Genomic DNA, 17,624 nt, shown 5'->3' with positions numbered 1-17,624 from the left:
CGCGCCTCATACGTAGATATAGACCACCGGGATCGACACGCTCAGGCCGACGATTTCCATCGAGATGCGTGCGCCGGCGATGGTCACCGAGGTGCCCACGCCGGTGATGTCCACCGAACTGGACGAACCGTGGATGCTCATGCGCGTCTCGCTGCCGGTGACGCCGACTTCGGTGCTGTCGCCGGTGACGTTGATGCCGGTACTGCTGCCGGTGACGTTCATGCGGGTGGTGCTGCCGGTCACGCCGATCTCGGTGCTGCTGCCGGTGACATTGATGCCGGTGCTGCTGCCGGTGACGTTGATATTGGTGTTCGAACCGGTGACGCTGGTCTGGCTGGACGTGCCGGTCACCGAGATCACGCTGCTGCTGCCGGTCGCCGAGACCTGCTCGGAGATGCCGGTGACATTGGTGCTGTCGCTGCTGGCGGTGATCGCGGTCTCGGTGCGCACGCCGGTGAGCGACACCTGGTCGGCCAGGCCGGTAAGCGACACCGCCGCGCTGCGCCCGGTGCTGGACATCGTCGTGGTCATGCCCATCGTCTCCACCCCGTTGTTGATGCCGGTGGTGGTGAGGTTGCTCTGCATGGCGGTGGTGGTGACGCCGTTGACGATGTTCTGCGTGGTGATGCGCGTGGAGGTGCCCTCCACCGTGTCTTCCGCGTAGGTATCGCCGGTGACGGTGCTGTAGCTGGTGCTGTCGCCGATGGTGCTCTTGCTCCAGGTCACCGCCGCTTCCATGGTGCTGTAGGTGCTGCCATAGGATTCGCTGCGGCTGAGCAGGCCGCTGGCGCCGTTCTCCGAGGTGGAATAGCTGTAGCTGGCGCCCTGCGCATAGCTGGTGTCGCGGTACTGGCCGCTCTCGTAGGCGCCGTTGACGATACTTACCGCGTGGTCGAGGTTGTAGGCCGAGTGCAGGCCGTAGCGGATGCTCTGCCCGTCGCCGTAGGTGGTGGAGTAGTTGCTGCCCACATGGGTGTTGGCGGTCCAGCCCGAGGGGGTGACCACCAGGCTGCCGTTGGGCGCGATCAGCTGCTGCACTTCCGGCAGCTCCGACTCGTCGCTGGCGCGCGTGACCAGCACGGTGGCGCCGATCTCCGGCACGGTGTTCATGCTGGCCGACAGCTTCACCCACACCGGCCCGGTCGCCGCGCCGGGGCTGGAGAACTGCACGTACACGCCCTTGGCCATCAGGTTGGGCGGCGCGGCCTGGCTGTCGCGCAGGCGGCTGGTGGCCGGATCGAAATTGGCCGGCTCGTAGTAGCGCCAATCGGTGGGGCCGCGCCCGGCCATGTCCACCACCTTGGCCAGGATGCCGCCCTGCTGGGTGTCCTGCACCGAGAACGCGGTGAGCATGGCCGCCGCGTCGGTGGACTCGAACTGGTTGGTATAGCCGCCGTCCGCAGTGGCCTGATGGGTGACCTTGCTCAGCACGAAGGCCTTGTTCTCCAGCGACGGGCGCACCGGCGCGGGCGAGGTGCCTTCGGCCATGTCGCCGCGCATGGTGAACTGGGTGCCGACACGGAAGCCCGCGCAGGTGCTGCTGCCGGTGAGCTGCCGGCCGGAGGCGGCCAGCGTCGACGCGGTGGTGCGCACGTATTCGCGCACGGTGCCGCTGCTCATCCCATATTGGTAAGTGCGGTACTGGTTGAACGGCAGCTCGCCAGGGTCCGCCGGCGTGAACGCGCCGAAGGTCTGGAAGGTGGGAATCGGATCCTCGTCCGGCGCGTTCTCCTGGTGCGCGAAGCGGCCGCTGACGCCGGTGCTGGTCAGCGACTGCTGGTAGCTGTACTGGAACACCACGTCGTCCTGCTGCATGCCCAGCTCGTCCAGCGCCGTATAGGTGTAGCGCAGCGGACGGTCGAACGCCTGCAGGTAGGCCGGACGGTTGGCGAATACCACGGTATGCCCGTTGCCGGTGTGCTTGAAGTAGTAATAGATGTGCGCCTTGGACATGATCCGGCGCAGGAATTCGTAGTCGCTTTCGCCAGCCTGCAGCCAGTCCTGCACACGGGCGATGGCGATATTGTCCTCGCCGGAAACGGCATCGAGCGAACAGTCGATGTAGTGCTTGCGCATCAGGTCCGCGATCACGTCGCGCACGCTCATCTGCGCATGCACTTCGTAGCGGTTGGTCAGGTTCAGCCGCCACAGCGCGGGCTTCATGCCGACGCGGTACACGCCCGGCTCGTCCATGGCGAAGGAGCCGACGATGCCGTTGTAGAAGCTCATCGACGGCGCCGAACCGCTGCGCAGCGCCTGCGCGAAACGCGCGGCGGCGTCCGGCGCCTGGCCTTCCACCGGGCGGTTAAGCCCTACGGTGACGGGGCGGCCGATCAGCGCATCGAAGGTGAGCGGCGGATTGAGCTTCGGATCGGTATTGCCGCGCAGCTGCAGCTGGAAATCGAAGGGCTCGGACACCGATTCCTGGCCCTCGAACGAGAGCAGGCGGAAGGTCTCGTCGGCCAGCCAGCGGTTGCCCGGCAGCCCGATGCCGCAATGCAGGTACAGCAGCGGCGAGCTGGCCTGGCCCTGCTGGCCGATCGGCTGGATCGCGGTGCGGCCGGCGGTGTCGGTGGGCAGCGCGCTCATGCGGCCTCCTGCACATCGTCGGCGCGGATGGTGAAGGTCACTTCGCGCTTCGCTTCCGGACGGCCGCTGACCCACGCGGTCTGGCCCAGGCGCAGGCCGTGGCCGCTGCCGAAACCGGCGAGGCGGCGCGGCTTGCCCATCCAGGAGGCGGGGATATCGGCTTCGTCCACCTCGATGGTGACCACCGCATCGACGTGGCGGTCGAACAGGTAATGCACCATCGCCGCCAGCCCGCGATAGCCGTTGCCGAACTGCGCGTCGTGCGCGCCGCCCGGCAGGTGCGCGCGATCCGGCAGCAGCAGGCACAGGCGCGCATACGGCACCGGGCCGATGCGCAGGCCTATAGCCGCATGGTTCACCCATACGCGCCGGCCCAGCGGCGCGCCGTCGCCGAGCACGCGCCGGCCGAGCAAGGTGCGGTCGCGCGCTTCGATGTCGCGCCAGGCGCCGACCAGCGCCTGCACCTGCACCGGTGCCTGCAGATACACGCCCAGCACGATCTGCGCCTGCGCCGCGCTCTTGCGTCCGTTCGCCACCAGGCCGGCCAGGGCCAGCAGTGCGCGGCGCGGCACCGGTACGCGGCGCGCGAGGATCGCCGCGCCCTCGCCTTCGAAGGCCGACAGGCCCATCAGCGCGCCGGCCGCGTCGGCCTGGCGCGTGTCTTCCGGCCGCACCGCGTCGAAGGCCGGCACGCTGGCGGCCTTCAGTTCGTAGCGCAGCGTGCTGAGCCGGTGATTGAAGATGTCCAGGAACTGCGCCATCGCCGGATCGCGCTCGGCCAGGCGCTGGCGCGCCCAGTCGGCGAAGCTGTCCGGCATCGGCCCCAGCACGCCGGACAAGGCGAAATTGGCCACGAACAGTTCCAGCCGCGGATCGTCCAGCGCCATGCTGCGCTCTTCGCGCAGGCGGCCCTTGGAGATCTCGCTGCCGGGAAACACCGTCGACATCTCGCCGCGGAAGCGCAGGCGCGGCGACACGTAGCGCGCGCCGTCGCGGCGCGCAGGCGTACCGCGGCGCGGCCACGACTGCAGCCGCACCCACTGGAAGAAATCGAAGCTGGCCGGCCGCCGCAGCAGCCGGTCGGCTAGAGGCTCACCTGTGCGCCAGTCAGGGGTGGCCATGACTTGAGCTCTCCTCGGCGGTCGGAAGATTCGAGAATCAGTTCGATGACGGTATTGACCTCCGCATAGAGCGCCAGGAAACGGTGCAGCACGCTGCCGAACAGCACCGCGCTGCCGCCTTCGAAATGGCCCAGGTCCACCTGCAGGCGCACCTGCAGGCAGTCGACGAAGCCGCGCCAGGCATCGCGGCGCGGCATGCGTTTCTGCACGCGGCGGGTGGACATGGCGCGCAGGCCGTCGATCTGCCGGTAGCCGGTCAAACTCGCCGGCCCCACGTGCAGGCGCAGCATGTTCTTCAGCACCGGCGGGCCGCGCTGGCCGTCCACCAGGGACAGATGATTGAGCGACAACTGCGACACCAGCGCCCACGGCCGCTCACCCACCATCTGCGGCGGCTGGTTCGGCGTGGGCTTGCAGGCCACCCGCAGCGAAGTGACGGGGCCGGCGCCTTCCAGGAACAAGGTGGTGCCCACCACCAGCTGCGACGGCAGGCGGCGGTTGGTGCACAGCGCGGTGCCGCCGATCATTTCCTCCGCCGGCAGCACGGTGTCGAATTCCGGATCCAGGAAGGACACGAAGGTTTCCGTGCCGTGCACCGCGCCGGTCTGGTTGACCTCGCGGCGGGTGGCATAGAAATAGTCGATTTTGTCCAGCCGCTGCATCTCGTCCAGCGCGAAGTACGGCGCGATCGGGCGCGGGCTGCGGTCCGGGCGGATCGAGACCAGCTCGTCCAGGCTGTAGATCTCGCAGTAGCGGTGGTTCTGCTCGTCGGCGACCAGGCGGTATTCGTACTGGCGCTGATCCAGCACGAAGGGCTCGATGCGCTGCGGGAACAGATTGATCAGCGGCAGGCAGTTCAGCCGCAGCAGGTGCTTGTCGTAGTGGTGGTCCTTGGACGGCGGCACGTCGAGCAGGAACAGCAGCTCGAAGTCCTTGTCCACGCCGGTCAGGTCCATGCCGGCCACGTCGAAGAACAGGAATTTCTGCGGAAAGGCGAAGTATTCCTGCACCAGCCGGTAGCCCGGATGGGTCAGCGGGTTGGCGCCGAGCACCGCTTCCTTGTCGTCGAAGCCGCGCCACTGCAGCTGCGCGGCGTCCAGATAGCGCAGCTCGCCGGTGGCGCGCACGCGCACCGCCATGCGCACCAGGTGCATGGCCAGGCCGTCGTACAAGGAATAAGCCAGCTTGTGGTCGGCATGGATGCAGAAGCGCAGCGACTTCATCTGCATCGCATGCACCGGCTCCTTGCCGGTGCGCGTGATGGTGGCGCTGAGGATGGACGCGGTGCGCGTGTCGTTCGGGTCCAGCGGATAGGCGTTGGCCGCCATCGACTCCACGTGGGTAATCTTCAGCGGCCACAGCGGCGTGTCGTAGCAGGTGCGGAAGCGGCAGCGCACCTGCTGGCCGAATTCGTTGGTGGCCAGCGCGTAGACGTAGCGGCCGCGCTCCAGGGTGGCGCCGTGCGCGAAGTTGGCGCCGTCCGGGCGCACTTCGATCTCGCCCACCAGCATCGACGGCAGCGGTGCCTCCAGATGCGGATACAGCAGGCCCATCAGCGCATTGGGCAGCACCGCCTGGTCGGTCTCCAGCTGGTAGCGCAGGCGCCCCGCCATCCAGGCGAAGGACTGCACCAGCATCTCCACGTGCGGGTCGCTGCTGCGCCCGCCGCTCAGCTCCAGCGCCTTGGCGATGGCCGGGAAGGACGCGCCGAAATCCGCCGCCTCGTCGCGCAGCGACGCCAGCTCCTGCTCGAACCACATTTTGAGGCGGGGCACATCGGCATTCATGCCAGGTCGTCCGGGCAAGGCAGTTCGAAACGGAACGTGCTGGGCTGGTCCTCCACCTGCACGGTGCCGTGCACGACCAGCGCATACGGCTTGAGCGCCCTGCCCGTCGCCAGCCATTCCAGCCGCGGCGCGCGCAGGCGCGGTTCGAAGCGCGCGATCGCTTCCAGCAAGCGCGCGCCAAAACGTTCGTGGTCAGGCAGGCCGATGCCGGTGTCGACGATCGGCGGCATGCCGAACTCGCACACCCGCGCACCGCCCAGGCCTACGTAGGGCCGGCATTCGACGATGCGCTGGATCTGCGCGGCCACCGCGCCGATCGGATCGAACGGCGGCGCCTGTCCCATGTCCGGCTCGCTGCGATTGACCAGCCGCTCCATCAGGAATCGCACGACGATCTCCCGCCCTATGACTCGACACACCTAGTGAACCCTTCTCCCCCCGGGAGAAGGTGGCGGCAGCCGGATGAGGGTACGGCCGGAGCGGTGCACATCGCTCTCGCGCTCCGCCCGCACCCTCACCCCAACCCCTCTCCCCGTGCACAAATTGGTAAACGGGGACAGGGGCTCAAGCAGATCATGCTCAGGTAGTGAACTGCCCGATCGGACGGTTGCGCGCGATACTCCAGCCCGCCGCCAGGTTGCCCGAGGTATTCATGTCCGCCTCCTGCACCGTGTACGTCCACAGCACTTCGGTGAAGTTGAGCTTGAACTGCTCGGTGGGCATGTCGTCCGGGTTGGACTGGAACTGGATCTCGCTGATGATCGCGTCGCGCAGCTCGATGGTGAGGATGTTGGCGGTCTTCTCGCCGGAGTTGCGCGCGATGTAGATCTTGGTCGGGTTCTTCTCGCCCTTGCCCAGCGGCTGCGCGCGCAGGCAGTACTCGTAGAACTTCACCGAGGTCTTGTCCACGTACTTCACGCAGGTGAACTCGGTGATGATCGGGCGGCCCGAGGTACGCGCCGAATTGCTCACGTCGGTGGTGATCTGCTGTTTCATGCCCTGGTGCACCGAGACCAGCTCCAGGCACTGCCCGAGCTTGAGCACCTCGTCGCGCCATTGGTCGTCGATCAGGCTGCCGCCGCCTTTCCAGCCGTTGGGGCCGCCGAAGATCGACGAGTCGCCGGGTTGCAGAAGTATGAGGTCCATGGTCGCTCCAGGTTCTTGATCGGGTGGCGTGGCGGGTCGCGGCTATGCGTCAGCCCGCCGGCAGATCCGCCACCAGGCGAATCGACGTGGTGAGTTCTTCCAGCTGGAAATGCGGCTTGATGAACACGGTGGCCTTGTACGAGCCGGGCGAGCCGGGCACGTCGGTCACGGTGATCTGCGCCGCGCGCAGCGGATAGCTGGCCTTGACCTCCTGCGAGGCGTTGTCGTCCAGCAGCACGTACTGGGCGATCCAGCTGTTGAGGTAGGCCTCGATATTGCCGCGGGTGAGGAAGGCGCCGATCTTCTTGCGCATGATCACCTTGATGTAGTGCGCGAAGCGCGACGCGGCCAGGATGTACGGGAGCATGGCCGAGAGCTTGGCGTTGGCGTTCGCCTCGTCGCTGATGTACTGGCGCGGCAGGTTGGCGGTCTGGCCGCCGAAGAACGCAGCCTGGCCGGTGCCCTTGCAGTTGCACAGCGCGATGAAGCCCAGGTCGTTGAGTTCCTTTTCGCGGCGGTCGGTGATCGACACCTCGGTCGGGCAGATCATGTTCACCAGGTCCGCATCGTCGCGGTAGGTGAATACCGGCAGCCCGTCGACCAGGCCGCCGCCTTCCACGCCGCGGATCGCCGCGGTCCAGTGATACAGCGCGAACGAGTTGGTGATGCGCTCGGCCAGCGCGTAGGCGGCATTGCCCCACAGGAAGGCGTTGTGGTCCGGGCCGTCGGGACCGGTCACCGTCTCCTCGTAGCGCAGGCCTTCGGCCGGGCGTGCGTCCTTGCCGTACGGCAGGCGCAGCAGGACGTGCGGCAGGGCCAGCGCCACGTAGCGCGAGTCCTCGCTGCCGCGGAATTCCATCCACTGCGCCAGCTCGGGCGACTCGAACAGCTGGCTGAGATCGCGCGGCTTGGCCAGCTTGTCGAAGCCGTCCAGGCCGAACAGACCGGGCGCCGCCGCGGCCAGGAACGGCGCGTGCGCGGACGCGGCGATCCTGGTCATATTGGTCAGCAGCGACATGCTGGCCGGCGAGTGGTCGAATTCGTAGCCGCCCAGCAGCAGGCTGTAGGGTGAGCCGCCGTAGGTGCCGAATTCGGCCTCGTAGATCATCTTGAAGATGCAGCTCTGGTCGAACTCGGCCGCCTTCTCCAGCTCCTTGCGCAGTTCGTCGGCGCTGGCGTTGAGCACGCGCAGCTTCAGCAGGCGGCCGCTCTCGGTGCGCGACACCACGTAGAACAGGCCGCGCCAGGTGGCTTCGAGATCCTTGAACGACTTGGTGTGCAGGATCACGTCGAGCTGCCCGCCGATCTGCACGTCGATGCCGCCGGCGCGCTCGTCCATCAGGCCGTTGGAACCCAGCGCCACCTGGTGCAGATCGTTGTTGCCCAGCGGCACCAGGATCTCGTTGGTGAAGCGGCCGGCGAGGCGGCGTGCCTTGCTCAGCGGATCGATCGCAAGAAAGGCCTGCTGCCGCTCGGCCGCGACCGCCGCCTGGCGCTTGGCCAGCTCGGCGGCGGCATCGGCCTGCGCCTGCGCGGCAAGCGCGGCGGCGTCGGCATCGTTCTTGGTCTTGGTCGCATCGACCACCGCCTTGTTGGCGTCGGGCACGGCGTCGCCCTTGGCCTTGCTGGCGGCGTCCTGCGCCTTGGACAGCGCGGCGGCGGCATCGCTGGCGGCCTTCTGCGCGGCGGTGAGCGCGTCCGTGGTGGTCTTGATGTTCGCCGTGGCCGTGACCGATGCGGCGGCCGCCGCATCCGAAGCCTGCTTGGCCGCAGCCGCGGCCTGCGCATTGCCGGCCATCTGCGCGGCCAGCAAGCCGACCAGCGCGCCGGGAATATCGGCGCCCGCCGCGTTCGGCGGCGGGTTGTCCTTGGCGTCGACGGCCGCGCCGGCCCAGTTGTCGGTGGCGTCGGCCGCGAAGCCCGCCTTCAAGGCGGTGATCGCCGCGCCGTCGGTAGTCGACCGGTCGAGCAAGGCGCCCAGCGCGTCGTTGCATTCGGCCATCGACTGCAGCGAGCGCAGGTCGGCGCGCGCGTCGTAGCGCTGGCGCAGGCTGGGCACCGCATTGACCACCGCCAGCGGCTCGAAGTCCGACAGCGCGCTGAAATGCAGCTCGCCGGCAAGCACCTTGCCCCCGCCCGCGATGGTGTCCGCGATGCCGTTGAGTTTGATCATGGGCGAGCTGTCGGCCAGGATCTTGTCGAACGACTCGGCGTCGATATCGCGCATGCGCCGATCCTTGAGCGCCGGCAGCTCACTGGCCGCCAGCTCGCCCGACAGATTGGCGAACATGCCCACGATAAAGGCCAGCTCCACTTTCTCGCTCGAGCCGCCCGTTTCGACGTCGTAGGTGATGCGCACGCGCGGCGGCCGCACGCGCAGCAGCTTCTGTTGAATGCTCTCGACAGTCATGTACAGGCCTCGGTTCGGTGGGCGGCTGCAAAGTCCCTTCTCGCTAACGAACGCTGCCGCACGCGTTGCGGGAGGGATTATTCAAGAGGCGTGCCAACGGAAAGGAATGGCGCCGCGGCGCGATTCTCCGGTGATCGCGAGCAAAATCGCGCACATCGAGCGTGTGCTTTTTCGCACGGCGACAGAGGATGCAAATGCGTTAATTCAAGTGCAATGCCTTGAATTGAAGGCGCGTGCAATGCGTTGCATGCGGGCGAGATAAAAAGATCACGCCGTGGCCGGAATTGCACGGCGGCACCATCGCGCACACGACGCTGTGCGCTTTTTCAGCGCATCGCATGCAAATGAATGCTTCGATGAGGAATTATCGCGAGCACCCGCCCCTCACCCTGCCCTCTCCCCGGAGGGGAGAGGGGTGAAGTCGTGAGGTGTGCAGGAACGAAGAGCAAAAGCTGGCCTCGGTCCTTGAAAGTCCTCTCGGCCACGGCACGTTGAAGCAGCCGCTACGTAAACGCACTGCCGTTTCGTGTAGACCCAGGTTAATCAGGTTACCGCGGCCGCCCACCGCTCCTTCTAGTCGCGTCGCGAGCAGTGGCTCTTAGGCCATTCTCTCTTTGGTTACTTTCTCTTTGGGCCAGCAAAGAGAAAGTGACTCGGGCGCCGGCAGGCGTCCGAAATGCCCGCTGCATAAGCGGCCAAGTCGCGTCACCGCGAAAACCGAGCGATACCGTTACTGGATCCCGGCCTACGCCGGGATGACGAGCAGAGAAGCCGACGACATCATTGCGATGCCGCCACCCAAAGAAGCGTCACTCAGCCACGCGGCGCAGCCGCCAAATTTCGCGAGCCCCAAGCCGTCGACACTCGACAACCCCCTCCCCCTCCAACACCCTCAACCCCTCAACCACCACATCAAGCGAAACCTCCACCCCGCCTGGCCTCAACCACCACTGCTGAATCCCTTCCGCAGAATCCGCACACCCCGGACTCGCCTCCAGATAGCGAGCAATCGCATCAGCCACGACACGTACGGAATGACCAGTCACTCGCCCCGCCCGATGGATGGCATCACTCGCCGGAATCTTGCTCCTGTCCGACCACGGAAGCGAGCCTGTACTTGCTCACCAGCTTGCTGAACGCACTGCGGTCCTGCCCGGCCATCCGCGCCGCCTGCGTGATATTGCCCCGCGCCCGCGCCATGGCCGAAGCCACGTAACTGCGCTCGAAATCGGCGATCGCCCGCGCCTTGGCCTGCTTGAAGGCGGCATCGTCGGCGGCCTTGGCCGGCGCCTCGGCCAGATCCTGCGGCGGGCCGCCCTGGATCAGCTGCCCCTCGCACATCAGGTATTCGCGCTGCACGAAGTGTTCCAGCTCGCGCACGTTGCCGGGCCAGCTGTAGCGCTGCAGCGAGGCAAGAAAGCCCGGATCGAAACTCTTGCGCGAAGTCTGCGCGCCATACTGGCGATTGAGCCGCGTAAGGAACGCTTCCGCCAGCTCCATCACGTCGCCGCCGCGTTCGCGCAGCGGCGGCATCACCAGCGGCATCACCTTCAGGCGATACAGCAGGTCGCGGCGGAATTGCCGCGTCTTGACCATTTCATCGAGATTGGCATTGCTGGCCGCGATCAGGCGCACGTCGGTCGAGCGTGTCTGCGTGCCGCCGACGCGCCGGTAGGTGCCGTCCTGCAGGAAACGCAGCAGCGAGGCCTGCGCTTTCGGCGAGAGCGTGTCGATCTCGTCGAGAAACAGCGTGCCGCCCTCGGCTTCGCTGACCAGGCCGGGCGAGGCCTGGCGTGCATCGGTGAAAGCGCCGCGCTCGTGTCCGAACAGTTCGCTTTCCACCAGCGAATCGGCCAGCGCGCCGCAGTTGACGGCGATGAAAGGGCGGGACGCGCGCGCACTCAGGTAGTGCACCGCTCTTGCCCCCAGTTCCTTGCCCGTGCCGGTCTCTCCCCCGATCAGAACGGTCACGTCGAATTTCGCGATACGGCGTATCTGCGCAATGACGTGAGCGAACTGCGGCGAAGATCCAAGCAAGTTGGACTCCGCGATATCGACCATGACGCCCCCTGTACGGGGCATCGCGTCCTTTGCTCCATGCGACTCCCCGGACCGCGGATGTTGCCCCTCGCGGTGCGCGACCGCAATATGCATCGGCCAGGAAAAATTCGCGGATGCCGCGCGTCACGCTGGCGAAATGTCTTTTTCATGTGAAGACGCACAGGCAGATCGATGCGGCAGGGGGCCGTCCATCATGTTCGCCAAGCTCGGCTTGATCTTGCTGATCCTGTTGTTCGGCGCGCTCGCCTTTGCCGGCGGCATGATGGCGCCCGACGACTGGCGCGCACCGATGCAGGCGTTCGCCGCGCGCTGGCGCGATCGTCCGGTTCTCGCAGCGCCGCATCTTCCTGCGGCAGCCGCTTCCGCCGCGGCACCGGCAGCGGCCGCCAGCGTGGTGTCGACCAACGCCTTGCTGGTCACCAGCGACGTGACCGCAGCAGCTCCCGCGCCCGGTCAACCCGCCTACGCCTTGCAGCTGGGCCAGTTCGTCGATGCGGGCGATGCGGATGCGCTGGAGCGCTCGGCGCAGGGGCTTGGCCTGCCGCTGCGGCGCATCGCCGCCGTCGATCCCGACCATGCCGCATGGACGGTGCTTGCCGCCGGCCGCTTCCCCTCGCCCGCCGCCGCGCAGGACGCGGCGCCGCGTGTACAGGCGGTGCTCAAGCTCGCCAGCACGCCGGTGATCCGGCTGCCGGAGAGCAAACCCTCATCGTGAAAAGATGCCGGGCCGCGCGCGCGCCGGGTCGCGCCAGCCGGCTTCGCCCAGGGTCGGCACGAAGCACACGGTGATCTGCGCCATGCCTTGCGAGGTGAAGAACACGCGCTTGGTGGCGGACTGGCGGTCCGGCGTGACGAACCAGCGTTCGTCGCCTATCGCCAGGCCCCAGGACGAGACGCGGCACACCCACAGGTCGGCGATGCCGCGCGCGCTGACCAGCGCCACGCGCACCTCGGCCTCGCCCATCGTGTCGGTAACGTAGATGCGAGCCATGGCTTCCCCTGTGCGAGGGCGAGACATTGAGGTGCAATGGAGTGGACGTCAACTGCCAGCACCGAAGCACGCGGTGGAATCCTTCTCCTTCTGGCGACCCGAAGGTAGTCCCCGTGGGAGAGAAGGTGGCGGCAGTCGGATGAGGGTTCGGGCGGAGCGGTGCACATCATCCTCGCGCTCCGCCCGTACCCTCACCCCAACCCCTCCCTACCACGGGACTACCTTCGGGTCGCCGATGGGAGATGGGCTTAAGCACTAAGCAAAGCGAGCAGTGTTTGCGCGAGCCCACGCATCGAACGAACGCGGCGCCACGCCAGTGACACGCTGCACCGTCGGCGTCATCGCCCGCCCGCGTCCGTCGCGCACCGCCTCCAGCGACTGCGCCACGCCACGTGCAACCGGCTCGGGAATTCCGCTGGCAACCAATCCCTGCACCGTGTCCTCGATGCTTACGTCCACGCTGCGCAGCGTGCGGCCAAGCAACCCGGAAAGAATGTCCACCTGCTCCGGCACGTTCAGCAGCTCGCCGCCGGTGAGTTCCAGCGTCTGGCCCGCCAATGAAGCATCCAGCAGCGCGCGCACCGCCACCGCGGCAATGTCTTCCGGCGCGATCATCGGCGCCCTGCCGGTGCCCATGGCGTTGTAGACCACGTCCTCGGCGCGGATCGAATCGGCCCAGCGCAAGGTGTTGGTCATGAAGCCCGAGGGCCGCAGCACGGTGTTGCGCAGGCCGGATGCGGCCAGCGTTTCCTCGTTGGCGCGATGCATTCTTCCCAGGAAGAACTCGGGATCGCCGGCAAGAATGCTGGAGAGAAACACCACGCGCGGCGCGCCGTTCGCTTTCAGCGCCGCGAGCAATGCCGGCAGCGCCGGCGGGTTCGGCCCGGTGTTGAGGAATACCGCCTTCGTGCCCAGTGCCGCGGCGCCCAGGCTGCCGGCATCGCTGAAATCGCCGCGGGCGATTTCGACGCGGTCAGCCAGTTCGCCGAGCTTGTCCGGATCGCGTGCGAACACACGCACCGCGTGTCCGGCTGCAAGCAATTGCCGCGCGATATGGCCGCCGATATTGCCGCTCGCGCCAGTGACCAGATACATGTCCGTCGCCTCGTTGTGGGTGGGGTGCGCGGACGATAGGCTCCGTCCTACAATGGAACAATCCTTCGTTTTGAAACGTTCTGTTGCACAGGCGCAACAATCATGATCGACCTCAACGAGCTGCAGTACTTCGTGCAGGTAGCGCAGGCGCGCAGCTTCACCGCGGCGGGCGCGCACTTCGGCGTGCCCAAGTCCAGCGTCAGCCGCGCCATCGCGGCGCTGGAGCAGCGCCTGGGCGTGCGCCTGATCGAACGCACCACGCGCAGCATGGCGCTGACCGAGGCCGGCGAGACCTACCTGGAGCGCTGCCGCCGCGTGATCGAGGAAGCGGAACTGGCCGACCTGTCGATCGGCACCATGCAGGCCGCGCCGCGCGGGCGCCTGCGCATCGGCGCGCCGATAGCCTTCGCGCGCTTCATGCTCGGCCCGCGCCTGGCGGAATTCGCGCGGCGCTATCCGGAACTGCGCGTGCAGCTGCAGATCACCGCGGGCGAGTCCACGCCGCAGCAGGCCAACCTCGACGTGCTGATCCGCCCCGGCCCGCTGGAGGATTCGTCCTTGCTCGCGCGCCCGCTCGCCACCATCGAGCTCGGCCTCTACGCCAGCCCGTCGTATCTCAAGGGCCGGAAACTGCCCAAGACGCCGGCGGACCTGAGCCAGCTCGACGCGCTGATCACCGCCTGCGGCCCGCTCGGCCAGCCGGCCGAACAGACCATCTGGCGCCTGCACCGCGGCAAGGACGTGCAGGAAGTGCGCGTCGAGGCGCGCCTGTCCGTACCCGACCCCACCATCAATCACCAGCTCGCGCTGGACGGCGCCGGCGTGGCGATCCTGGCGCAGCATGGCGCGGCGCAGGCGGTGGCGAAGAAACAGCTGGTGCGCGTGCTGCCGGCATGGGAACCGGAACCGGTGGAACTGTTCGCGCTGTATCCGGCGCGGCTCAATGCCTCGCCGAAGGTGCGCGCGCTGCTGGAGTTCCTGCGCGGCTGAGTTTCGCGCTCAACCCGCGCCGTCTTCCTGCCAGCGCAGCACGCTGTAGCCCAGGCCGCCCTTCAAGGCCGTCAAGCGGAACGTGACGATCACGCTTGCCGCCGTGCCCTGCCCGTCCGTCGCCGAAGCCACGATGGTGCGCACCAGCCCGCCGCGCCATGCGCCGGCGGACTGGCCGTTCGGCAGCGGCGGCGGTGTGCTGGTGGAAGTCATCGCGCGCAGCGCGGCGTAGCGTTCGGCCTTGGGCATGTCCATGTCCGGCTGGCTGGCCAGCACCAGCGGCGGCGCCAGCGCCAGGGTCGGCTCGGGGCGGCGCGACCACACCGTGATCGCGGGCGCCAGCTTGCGGTACAGCGCGGGCGTCATGCCCAGCACCGTCTGCAGCTGCTCGGGCATGTCGAATTCGCGATAGCGCGGTCCGCCGGCCAGCCCCGCTTCGGCGTAGCGCCTGGCGCCTTCCTCGCGGAACAGCTTGGCGTTCGTGTCGCGCGTCTCCTGGATATTCGCGGCGAGCTGCGTCGCGGTGGCGTCGTCGGCGCCCGCGGCGACGAACAGCCGCTGCAGCACGCGCGGATCGGCCGCGTTGATGTCGACCTTGCCCAGCTCGTCCTGGATGCGGATGTCGATGTCGTGGTCCTGCAGCCGCAGACGGTAGCGGCGCCCGTCGCCGACCCAGCGCCCGCCGCTGCGGCTGACGCATTCGGCCAGCGCGCGCATGGCGCCGGCTTCGGCGAGATAGCGCAGCTGCACGCGGTTGGAGAGATAGCGGGTCTGGATGGATTCGGTGCGCGCCAGCGTGGCGAAGCTGCCGAGCAGGATGGCCAGCAGCGTGCAGGCCCACAGCACGACGAGCAAGGCGATGCCACGATTGCGACGGCGGTTTGTCGCGCTCATGGCTTCGCTCCGTCCAGCGCCTTGGCCAGGGCGCCGACGTTCAGCGCATACGGGTTCTGGCGGATCGGCGCTTGCAGCCACAGCCAGGCGGTGGCGTCCTCGCGCCCGGCCTTGTTGCCCTCGTCGGCCTTGCCGCGTTCCAGCTCGATGGTCACCAGTTCCGGCGTGCGCCCGGCCACGTTCCAGCGATCGCGCCAGCTCGCTTCGGCGCCTTCGCGATCGCGGCCGTAGTAGCGGAATCGCCCGCCGCGCACACCTTCCGCCAGCGATTCCGATTCGAACGCCGCGCTGGCGCCGCCGGAAGTCAGCGGAGCGCTGCCCAGCTCCAGCTTCAAGGCGCCCTTGCCGTCGTCCACCAGCGCGAGCGCCTGCAGCTGCGGACCGGCACGATCGAGATAGCCCGGCAGCGGCGCGACGAAGCGCATGCTGCGCGGCTCGCCTTCGAACACCACGCCGTCGCCTTTCGCATCCAGCTTCCACGGCAGCGCGCGCGCCTGCATCAGGTCGCGGCGCAGGAACTGCTGCAGCGAACGCGCCTCATCGTTGCGCTCCAGCGCGGCGGAGCCGGTGTTGACCGAACGCGTGGCCGTCCGGATGCCGTAGAAAACGCCAAGCAGCAGCAGGCTGAGCAGAGCCAGCGCGCTGAGCACTTCCAGCAGGCTGAAGCCGCGCGGCGCGATGCGCTGCATTACGGCGCGCCCCGCCGCGCGGTGCGCAACGTGACGTAGGTGAGCTCGCGCGGCCGCCGCGCGTCGCCCCACAGCACATGCAACTCCACGCGGTACAGCATCAGTGCCGCATCCGGCGGCAGCTCGCCGTCCTGCCAGGGCAGCACGCGCAGCCGCCAGCGGTAGTCCTTGTCGAACCTGCCTTCGTGTTCGCCGGGCGCCAGCGGTTCGGCGATGCCCAGCGCGTCGAGCTTGCCCTGCGCGAGCATGTCCGCGTGCGTGGCCTGACCGAGTTTGTCGGTGAGGTTCAGCGAGGCGCTCGCCACGCGCATCAGCGCGGCGACGGCAATCGCCAGCAGCAGGATGGCGGCGATGGTTTCGAGCAGGCTGAAGCCTTGTTGCCGGTTCATAGGCGCACCCTACGCCGCACGCATGACAGCCAGACGCACGAAAAAACACCAGAGAACAAACCTCTGACACACCAAAAAACACAGGAGAGGCAAGCCTCTCCCGTGCGTTCCACGGCAAGTGGAACCGTCGTCGATCAGTTGATGCAGCCGTTGATCTGGGTCTGCGTGATCGAGGTGGCGCTGACGTCCAGGAACGCCAGGCCGGTGCCGGCGCCGATGGTGCCCGTGGCGGCGACGATCGAGCTGTTGTACGGGGCGCCGATCAGCGCGCGCACCGAAGCGGCGTCCGCGCCGTTGTTGGCGCTGTTGCCCAGCAGGTAGGACACGGCGACGATCGGATAGCCCGCGGCCGGGGTGGCATACGCGTCCGGCTTCACCAGGGCGATGCAGCTGGTGGACGGGGCGCCGGCGATCGCGGCGAAGGTCGGACGGCCGGTGTTGGCGTCCACGCCGGTGATGGCGTTGTTGTAGACCACGTCGGTGCTGCCGATAGCCACCTTGTGGTTCGTCGCGTCGCCGAGATCGGCCACCGGATCCTTGCCGTCCACCGTGGCCACCGAGCCGAACGCAGCCTGCGCGTTGGCGGCTTCGGCGTAGCCGATGGCGCCCGGCACGCTGAGGATCTGGTTGACGACGTTGGCGTTGCCGCTCTGGCCGTTCCAGTTCGGCGTGGTCGAGGTCAGCGTGAAGTACTTCTGCACCACGTTGACGTACGACTGGTCGGTGACGAAGTGCTTGGCCGGCGTGCTGCCCGGGCAGTTCTTCGACAGGAAGTTGGAGAAGCCGAAGCTGGTGCCGCTGCCGTCGGAACGGTAGACCACCGTGATGGTGTCCGGCGAGGAACCGGCGACGCCCAGGTCGCTCCACTTGGTGATGGCGCCGCTGAACACGCCGCAGACCTGCGCGGTGGTCAGGGCCAGCGTGCCGGACACGGCGGAGTTGTTATAGACGATGGCGATGCCGCCAGCGACGGCCGGGAACTGCACCGGGAAGCTGGAGGAACGGTTGGCAACGTAGTTGTTGTAGTCGGTGGTGGACAGCGGCGAATCCGAGCCGGCGAAGTTCGGCTGGGTCAGCGTGGTGCGGTTGATGTGCGAGTCGCTGGCGCCGAAGCCGGTCGGCGCGGTCGAGCCGTTCGGGCAGGCGTTCTGCACGCTGGTGCCGCTGACGCCGGCGAGGATGTTCTTGCCCGCGCCGCTGCCGGTCTGGCAGTACGAAGCGCCGGTACCCGTCACGCTCTTGTAGGCACCGAGCAGGGAGTTGGCATCCGGCGCATAGTTCAGGCGATTCGACACGTCACCGACGTAGCCCACCGCCGGCAGCGTGGCGCCACCGCCGACCTGGATGGCGGCATGAGCCGAGGAAGCGGCGGCGAAAGCCAGCACCAGGGCGCCCGCAAGCTTCTTCATGCGGGTATTTCCATTAAACCCGAAGATCATGACATACCCCTACTTTGAAAATA

Annotated in this window: 15 protein-coding genes; 2 read left to right on the top strand and 13 right to left on the bottom strand. The window is 67.6% G+C overall.

Annotated features, from left to right (window positions below; genetic code table 11):
* Positions 1-6: 6 nt before the first annotated feature.
* The 7 genes from ISN75_RS09910 to ISN75_RS09880 form a co-directional block, all read right to left on the bottom strand.
* The gene (locus ISN75_RS09910; RefSeq protein ID WP_343821231.1) at positions 7-2,589 is read right to left on the bottom strand and encodes a contractile injection system protein, VgrG/Pvc8 family; all 2,583 of its coding nucleotides are present in this window, start codon (positions 2,587-2,589) and stop codon (positions 7-9) included.
* Complete coding sequence (gene tssG / locus ISN75_RS09905; protein ID WP_343821233.1) at positions 2,586-3,710, bottom strand: type VI secretion system baseplate subunit TssG; 1,125 nt, start codon at positions 3,708-3,710, stop codon at positions 2,586-2,588. Before tssG ends, ISN75_RS09910 begins: the two co-directional genes overlap by 4 nt.
* Complete coding sequence (tssF, locus tag ISN75_RS09900; RefSeq protein ID WP_167257426.1) at positions 3,674-5,485, bottom strand: type VI secretion system baseplate subunit TssF; 1,812 nt, start codon at positions 5,483-5,485, stop codon at positions 3,674-3,676. The genes tssG and tssF overlap by 37 nt, the downstream gene beginning before the upstream one ends.
* Before the next feature lie 8 nt (positions 5,486-5,493).
* Entirely contained in the window at positions 5,494-5,886 is a 393-nt protein-coding gene (locus tag ISN75_RS09895; protein WP_343821235.1) for a hypothetical protein, read from the bottom strand.
* A 190-nt stretch (positions 5,887-6,076) separates the two neighbouring features.
* Complete coding sequence (locus ISN75_RS09890) at positions 6,077-6,643, bottom strand: Hcp family type VI secretion system effector (protein WP_167257428.1); 567 nt, start codon at positions 6,641-6,643, stop codon at positions 6,077-6,079.
* 49 nt (positions 6,644-6,692) lie between these two features.
* Positions 6,693-9,053, bottom strand: a complete 2,361-nt coding sequence (gene tssC / locus ISN75_RS09885) for a type VI secretion system contractile sheath large subunit (RefSeq protein WP_168647512.1) — start codon at positions 9,051-9,053, stop codon at positions 6,693-6,695.
* A 1,068-nt stretch (positions 9,054-10,121) separates the two neighbouring features.
* A complete protein-coding gene (locus ISN75_RS09880; protein ID WP_167257430.1) occupies positions 10,122-11,114 on the bottom strand; it encodes a sigma-54 interaction domain-containing protein in 993 nt (330 codons plus the stop codon).
* A gap of 193 nt (positions 11,115-11,307) precedes the next feature.
* Here ISN75_RS09880 and ISN75_RS09875 point away from each other — a divergent pair, with 193 nt between their 5' ends.
* Positions 11,308-11,829 carry an SPOR domain-containing protein gene (locus tag ISN75_RS09875; RefSeq protein WP_343821237.1) on the top strand — a complete coding sequence of 174 codons (522 nt, stop codon included), beginning with the start codon at positions 11,308-11,310 and terminating at the stop codon, positions 11,827-11,829.
* On the opposite strand, the gene ISN75_RS09870 is transcribed toward ISN75_RS09875, so the two are convergent.
* Together ISN75_RS09870 and ISN75_RS09865 are read right to left on the bottom strand one after the other, a co-directional pair.
* The gene (locus ISN75_RS09870; RefSeq protein WP_167257432.1) at positions 11,821-12,105 is read right to left on the bottom strand and encodes a DUF6150 family protein; all 285 of its coding nucleotides are present in this window, start codon (positions 12,103-12,105) and stop codon (positions 11,821-11,823) included. The genes ISN75_RS09875 and ISN75_RS09870 overlap by 9 nt on opposite strands.
* A gap of 255 nt (positions 12,106-12,360) precedes the next feature.
* Complete coding sequence (locus ISN75_RS09865) at positions 12,361-13,200, bottom strand: NAD(P)H-binding protein (RefSeq protein WP_343821239.1); 840 nt, start codon at positions 13,198-13,200, stop codon at positions 12,361-12,363.
* A 102-nt stretch (positions 13,201-13,302) separates the two neighbouring features.
* On the opposite strand from ISN75_RS09865, the gene ISN75_RS09860 reads away from it, so the two are divergent.
* A complete protein-coding gene (locus ISN75_RS09860) occupies positions 13,303-14,190 on the top strand; it encodes a LysR family transcriptional regulator (RefSeq protein WP_343821240.1) in 888 nt (295 codons plus the stop codon).
* 9 nt (positions 14,191-14,199) lie between these two features.
* Here ISN75_RS09860 and ISN75_RS09855 read toward each other — a convergent pair whose 3' ends face one another.
* The 4 genes from ISN75_RS09855 to ISN75_RS09840 all read right to left on the bottom strand — a co-directional run bounded on the left by ISN75_RS09855 (position 14,200) and on the right by ISN75_RS09840 (position 17,571).
* Positions 14,200-15,084, bottom strand: a complete 885-nt coding sequence (locus ISN75_RS09855; protein ID WP_343821242.1) for a type II secretion system protein GspK — start codon at positions 15,082-15,084, stop codon at positions 14,200-14,202.
* Positions 15,081-15,773: a prepilin-type N-terminal cleavage/methylation domain-containing protein gene (locus ISN75_RS09850; protein ID WP_343821243.1), complete on the bottom strand. Its 693-nt coding sequence runs from the start codon at positions 15,771-15,773 to the stop codon at positions 15,081-15,083. The genes ISN75_RS09855 and ISN75_RS09850 overlap by 4 nt, the downstream gene beginning before the upstream one ends.
* Positions 15,773-16,162 carry a prepilin-type N-terminal cleavage/methylation domain-containing protein gene (locus tag ISN75_RS09845; protein WP_343821245.1) on the bottom strand — a complete coding sequence of 130 codons (390 nt, stop codon included), beginning with the start codon at positions 16,160-16,162 and terminating at the stop codon, positions 15,773-15,775. Before ISN75_RS09845 ends, ISN75_RS09850 begins: the two co-directional genes overlap by 1 nt.
* Positions 16,163-16,296: 134 nt before the next feature.
* Complete coding sequence (locus tag ISN75_RS09840) at positions 16,297-17,571, bottom strand: substrate-binding domain-containing protein (RefSeq protein WP_167257438.1); 1,275 nt, start codon at positions 17,569-17,571, stop codon at positions 16,297-16,299.
* Between the last annotated feature and the right edge of the window lie 53 nt (positions 17,572-17,624).

It is taken from the genome of Dyella marensis (assembly GCF_049532885.1).
GTDB classification, from domain to species: domain Bacteria; phylum Pseudomonadota; class Gammaproteobacteria; order Xanthomonadales; family Rhodanobacteraceae; genus Dyella_D; species Dyella_D marensis.
The sequence above is the reverse complement of the archived record's forward strand: the minus strand, read 5'-3'. Positions and strand labels throughout refer to the sequence as shown.